General features: G+C 61.8%; 4 protein-coding genes. 2 read left to right on the top strand and 2 right to left on the bottom strand.

Translation table 11 applies throughout. The annotated features are described in order from the left end of the window. Positions 1-406: 406 nt before the first annotated feature. On the bottom strand, positions 407-2716 hold the full coding sequence (locus AC1D0Z_RS14495; RefSeq protein WP_477658927.1) for a xanthine dehydrogenase family protein molybdopterin-binding subunit: 2310 nt from the start codon (positions 2714-2716) through the stop codon (positions 407-409). Continuing rightward, a complete protein-coding gene (locus AC1D0Z_RS14500; RefSeq protein WP_477658930.1) occupies positions 2713-3189 on the bottom strand; it encodes a (2Fe-2S)-binding protein in 477 nt (158 codons plus the stop codon). The genes AC1D0Z_RS14495 and AC1D0Z_RS14500 overlap by 4 nt, the downstream gene beginning before the upstream one ends. 150 nt (positions 3190-3339) lie before the next feature. Between AC1D0Z_RS14500 and AC1D0Z_RS14505 the strand changes: the two genes are divergently transcribed. Together AC1D0Z_RS14505 and AC1D0Z_RS14510 are read left to right on the top strand one after the other, a co-directional pair. After that, a complete protein-coding gene (locus AC1D0Z_RS14505) occupies positions 3340-5268 on the top strand; it encodes an ATP-binding cassette domain-containing protein (RefSeq protein ID WP_477658928.1) in 1929 nt (642 codons plus the stop codon). Positions 5269-5401: 133 nt separating this feature from the next. After that, positions 5402-6388, top strand: a 987-nt coding sequence (locus tag AC1D0Z_RS14510; protein ID WP_477658929.1) for a phospholipase D-like domain-containing protein, incomplete at its 3' end; no start/stop codon positions are given.

A 6388-nucleotide genomic window follows, 5' to 3' on the forward strand; every position in this document is an offset into this window, starting at 1 on the left:
GTAATCAGCTGAGCCTCGAATTATATACTGGTTTTTAATTCCCAGTCAACCCGAGGGTTATTTGCTTTTCTCGCTTGACAAACTTAATTCAGAGAATTTTGTTTGTCTTGCTGTAATCAGCAGAGCCTCAAATTATATACCGGTTTTTGATCACCAGTCAAACTTTTTTGACTCTTTTTTCTGCTGTCTGACCGCTTCGCGATCAGCACTTTCGTTTTCAGCAGAGCCTTGAATTCTATACCGGTTTTTGAGTCCCGGTCAACTTTTCAAGATCTTTTTTTCTACTGAACTTTCGCTTTCGCGGTAGCTGCAAATTCCGGGGAATTTGTTCGCTGTGTTCAGCAGAGCCATCGACTATAGCACGGTTGTTTTGCGCTTTTCAATCGTGATCAAAAAACTTTTCAATTCACGCGTTGCTCAGCATAAAGGGCAGCGAACGCAAGCGCTTTCCAGTCAGTGCATGCAGTGCGTTTCCCAGTGCAGGCGCCAATGGGGGAACCCCTGGTTCACCTGCACCGCCCGGCGCTCTCTGACTGGGAACCATAAAGGTCTGCACAACAGGTGACTGCGCCAGCCCCACCATGCCGTACTGCGGAAAATTCTTCTGCCGCACGACTCCTTCTTCTATATCTATACGGCCGTGCAGTGCCGCGGTCAACGCGAAGACAACACTGCCTTCCATTTGCTGTGCCACGACACCAGGGTTCACCACCGTACCGCAGTCCACCGCACAGACCACGCGGTGAACGCGCGGCACGCCATTTAATAAAGACACCTCTACAACTTGTGCCACGATGGACCCGAACGACTCATGCAAGGCGATCCCGCGAGCCCGTCCTTCGGGTAGGGCACTACCCCAGCCAGCCTTGAGCGCAGCCAGGTCCAGCACGGCAAGGTGCCGGGGCGCGTCCGCAAGCAAAGAGCGCCGAAAAGCCAGTGGATCTTGTCCGCTCGCCCAGGCCAGCTCATCCACAAAGCTTTCTGAAAAGAACGCATTGTGGGAATGTCCTACCGAGCGCCAGTATCCAACCGGAACGCCCGAACGCGTGGCGACGTGCGACATCATCTGGCTGGGAAAACCGTATGGCAGGTCAAACAAACCCTCAGCAGCGCTCTTGTCAGGGGTATCGAAAGGCCCCGAAAGGGCTGGCATGGTGCGCTCCAGCCATCTCGGGGTAATCGCATCGCCGGCAGATTTGATGGCCAAGCCGGTAATGCCGCCCTTTTCGTCCAGAAAAGCCCTCAGCCGGGCCACCTGCATGGGCCGGTAGAAGTCRTGCGTRGTGTCTTCTTCACGTGACCAGATCAGTTGTACCGGACGACCACCGCACTCCACGGCAATTCGAACCGCCTGAGCCACGCAGTCGACCTCCAGCCTGCGGCCAAAGCCACCGCCCAACAGGGTGACAGTGACATGAACGTCTTCCTGCGTTACGCCAGCCACCCGCGCGGCAACGGCTACAGCCATCTGAGGCACCTGGGTGGGCACCCATAGCCACACCTTGCCATCCCTCACTTGCGCGGTGCAGTTCATGGGCTCGAGCGTGGCATGGGCCAGGTAGGGCGCGCGATAAATCGCCTCGACTTTTCGGGCGGCAACCACCTCGGCCTTGCCAACATCGCCCTTCTTATAGAAGACATGACCTTCCTCACGCGCCAAGGCATCTTCCAGTGATTTTTCGATCGCACGGGTGTCCAGCCCACCGGCCGGACGTTGCTGCCATTCGACCGGAACCGTCAAGGCGGCCTGCTGGGCTTGCCACCAGGTTTTACCCACCACGGCAAAGCCGGCGGTAGACCCCGCATACGCCGCAAGGCGCACCAGGCGCTCCACACCGGGCAAGCCCAGCACCGCGTTGACCTGGATCGCACCCGCTGAACCGCCCAGCATGGGGCAAAGCCGAATCGACGCATACAGCATGTCCGGCAACCGGACATCGAGGCCGAAAACGGCCGTACCGTTGACCTTGCCGGGTAAATCCAGCCGCGGCGCATTGCGCCCGATCAGCTTCCAGTCCCCACGGTTTTTAAGCGTCACGTCACCCGGCGGCGTCGCTGCGGCAAATTTCGCCAGTTCGCCGTAGTGGGATGACGGACCTGAAGGGTGCGAAATCACGCCGTTTTTGACCGTGAGCTCATCCACCGGCAATTTCCACTCCAGCGAGGCCGCACCCAGCAGGGATGCGCGGGCCGTGGCAGCCGCCAGCCGCACCACGTCCCAGGCATCCGCCAGACTTGAGGAGCCGCCTGTCGCGTTGATGCCGAGTTCACGGGCAACCTTGCCCATCATCCACTCGCCGATCCTGACCGGGGTGGGGCGAACCCTGGGTGCGCCTTCTTTGGCAAAGTCATCGACGTCCAGTGGATGAAAAGGCAGGCTGCCCACCAGCATCGCGACATTGCCATAGATGGCGTCGGACCCCGCCTGCGCCACAGCCACCCGCTGCAGCGGCACATCAAGCTCTTCGGCCACCAGCATGGCCAGCGCCGTGTGCACGCCCTGGCCCATCTCACTGCGCGGCATGGCCAGCACCACACCGCCATCCGGTCGGATCTTGATCCAGCCATTGAACACCGCGCCGTCCAGCTCGGGAACGCTTGCTGGCCAGGGTTTGGACGGGCTGCCCAGCCGGGAACGCGCCGGCAACAGGCTCCAGCCCACCAGCAAGGCGCCCGCCGCACCGGTTGCACTGAGCAGCCAGGCCCTTCTTTTCATGCTCGAACCTTCTGCAGGACGCCCGGCGCCATGCCCGCCGCACGCTTGATGGCCAGCCGGATGCGCTGGTAAGTGCCGCAGCGGCAGATATTGGTCATGGCCGCGTCAATGTCGGCGTCGGTGGGTTTCGGGGTTTTGTCGAGCAGCGCCGAAGCCGCCATCAACATACCGGACTGGCAATAGCCGCACTGGGGCACCTGCTCCGCAATCCAGGCCAGTTGCAGGGCATGGGGCTTGTCGGGCGAGCCCAGCGCTTCGATGGTCTGGATGCGCTTTCCAGCCACAGCGGAAACCGCCACCACACAGGAGCGCACCGCCTGGCCGTCCACCCGCACGGTGCAGGCGCCGCAGACAGCCACACCGCAGCCAAACTTGGTGCCCGTCATGTTCAGCACGTCGCGCAGCAGCCACAGCAGGGGCATGCCGGGGTCGGCATCCACCTGCACGGCCCGGCCATTGAGGTCCAGCTTGATCGGTGACTCCACACAACACTCCCTGAAGGCCAACGGAGAGGCCACTATAGCGATTCCGGCCTGCACCCGGCGCAAACCTGGCCGGCCCCGTGTCCCGCAAACCCCGGCAAACCACAGGCCGGCGCCGCCACGGGATAATCAGCCACTTATATGGCACTTATCACCTTACTGGACGCCCAACTCGCTTTTGGGCACGTCGCACTGCTGGACCACGCAGATTTTTCCCTTGAAACCAACCAGCGCATTGGCCTGATCGGGCGCAACGGCACCGGCAAATCGTCCTTGCTGAAAATCCTCGCCGGCCTGGAAAAGCCCGACGACGGCACCTTGCAGCTGCAGCAGAACCTGCGTATTGCCTACGTGCCGCAGGAGCCCAGCCTGGACCCGCACGCTACTGTTTTTATAGCTGCCAGCGCAGGACTGGCGCGCACCAGGCACGTAGTTGAGCAATATCTTGCGGCCGACGAAAACACGGACCTGGACGCCCTGCAGTCCGAAATCGAGGCGCTGGACGGCTGGACCTGGGAGCAGCGCGTGGAGGAAACCCTGCACCGCCTGCACCTGGACAAGGACGCCATCGTGGGCTCGCTCTCGGGCGGCACCAAAAAGCGCGTGGCGCTGGCCCAGGCGCTGGTCGCCAAGCCCGACGTGTTGCTGCTCGACGAACCGACCAACCACCTGGACCTGGACTCCATCGCCTGGCTGGAAGACCTTCTGGTCAATTTCAACGGCAGCATCATCACCATCACCCACGACCGTGCCTTCCTGGACCAGGTCGCCACCGTCATCGTCGAGCTGGACCGCGGCAAGCTCAACAGCTATCCCGGCAACTTTGCCCAATACCTGGTGCAAAAAGAAGAGCAGATGGCGCAGGAGGCCGTCATCAACGCCAAGGCCGACAAGCTGCTGGCGCAGGAAGAGGTCTGGATCCGCAAGGGCGTGGAAGCGCGCCGCACCCGCAGCGTGGCCCGCATCGGCCGCCTGGAAGTGCTGCGCGACAACCGCGCGGCCCGGCGCGACGCCGTCGGCCGCGTCAACCTTGATGTCTCCAGTGGCGAGAAAAGCGGCAAGATCGTCGCCGAGCTCACCGATGTCAGCAAAAGTTTCGGCCACCCGGGGTCGGAAAAAATCATCGTCAACAAATTCACGGGCACCCTGCTGCGCGGCGACAAGGTCGGCCTGCTGGGACCGAATGGCGCCGGCAAAACCACGCTGCTCAAGCTCATCCTGGGCGAACTGCAACCCGACGTGACAAACCCGCCCGGCAAGATCCGCCAGGGCGCCAATTTGCAGGTGGCTTACTTTGACCAGATGCGCGACAGCCTGGACCTGGACGCCACGCTGGAAGACTTCATCAGCCCCGGCAGTGAGTGGGTCGAAATCAACGGCCAGAAGAAGCATGTCAAAAGTTATTTGACTGACTTCTTGTTCTCACCCCAGCGCGCAAACTCACCGGTGCGCACCTTGTCAGGTGGCGAGCGCAACCGGTTGCTGCTGGCCCGCCTGTTCGCCCGGCCCGCCAACGTGCTGGTGCTGGACGAGCCGACCAACGACCTGGATATCGACACCCTCGAATTGCTGGAAGACCTGCTGCAAAACTACGAAGGCACGGTTTTCCTGGTCAGCCACGACCGGCGTTTCCTGGACAACGTGGTCACCAGCACCATCGCTTATGAGGGAACACCCGAAAACCCCGGCTTCTGGCGCGAATACGAAGGCGGCGTGACGGACTGGATCACGCAGTCCAAGCGCGCCGCGCAAATTACCGGTGCGAGCAAGCCCGCCAGCAACCCGGGCGGTAGCAAGACTTCCAGCAAAACAAGCCCGCAGCCCAATAAGGACGAGCGCGAGCAGCTATCAAAAAAGAAGCTAAGCTACAAAGAGCAACGCGAGCTGGACGGCCTGCCGGCGCTGATCCAGCAGCTGGAATCACAGCAAAAAGCCATCGAGCAGGAGCTCTACGACGGCACGCTCTACACCACGAACGCCAAACGCGCGGCCGAACTCAACGCGCGCAACAGCAAGATTGAGGAAGAGCTGATGGCGGCGCTACAGCGCTGGGAAACGCTGTCGTCATAACGACCGGCCGCCTGCGGGCCTGGCGGGCACCGCGGTAAATCGCAGTCAAGCCGCGCGCCTACAAGAAGAATAGGCGTGGACGCAGGGGGCGCCGGCACGAAATACATCTCCTTACGCTACAGTGGCCTGCACCATGCAGACCACTTTGCGCGCCTTTTCTGGCACCCAGTTTTTTATCTCCCCGGCCAGCTGGCGGGCGTTGCAGGGGCTGGCCGTGGCTGCCGTCGCGCTGTGGCTCACGGGTTGCGCCTCGCTGCCCAGCGAGGTTGACCGCCCGGTTTCCACTGCCCTGGCCAACCCGGCCGAAACGCGTCTGGGCAGCCTCGTGGCCGCGCGCGCCGCAAAGGCAGGAACACGCAACGACTCGGGATTCGCACTGGTGGGTGACGCAGAGCTGGCGTTCACCAGCCGCATGACCCTGATCAAGGCTGCCCAGAAAACGCTGGACATCCAGTACTACGCCATCTTTGCCGACGAAACCACGGAGCGCATGTTTGAGGCGCTGCGCGAGGCGGCTGGCCGCGGCGTGCGCATCCGCATCCTGCTGGACGACTTCAACACCTCAGGCAAAAACGCACAGGTGCTGAAGCTGGCTTTTGAGAAGAACATCGAGTTGCGCCTGTTCAATCCCTTGCCGGGCGGCCGTGGCTCGCTGATGTTCCGCATCCTGGGCAACCTCAAGGACACCGCGCGCATGCAGCGGCGCATGCACAACAAGATCTTTGTGGCGGACAACGCCGTAGCCATTACCGGCGGGCGCAACCTGGGCGAAACCTACTTCGGCCAAAGCACCGGCACCAATTTTGTGGACATCGACGTGTTGGCGGCCGGCCGCATCGCGCAGGACTTGTCGCGCAGCTTTGACCAGTACTGGAACAACCCGCTGGCTTACCCGGTGCAGTCGCTGATGACCGAGAAGGAAATCGACGCACTCAAGCGCAAGCCGCCGGCCCCGGAAAACCTTTCTTCTCCCGCAGGCACGGCGCAGGCCGCTACCCTCCAGGCTGGTGACGGCGCCGTACCCTCCCCTACCAAGCCGGAACGAGCCACCACCACACCGCCAGCATTGCCGGATTCCACCGACTTGCGGCTTTTGACCTGGACCTGGGCGCCCTCGGTG

The organism is Polaromonas sp. P1_E3 (assembly GCF_056405935.1).

Excerpts from the sequence above, each read along its gene's own strand:
- AC1D0Z_RS14505 (WP_477658928.1), top strand. The coding sequence starts at position 3,340 with ATGGCACTTATCACCTTACTGGACGCCCAACTCGCTTTTGGGCACGTC.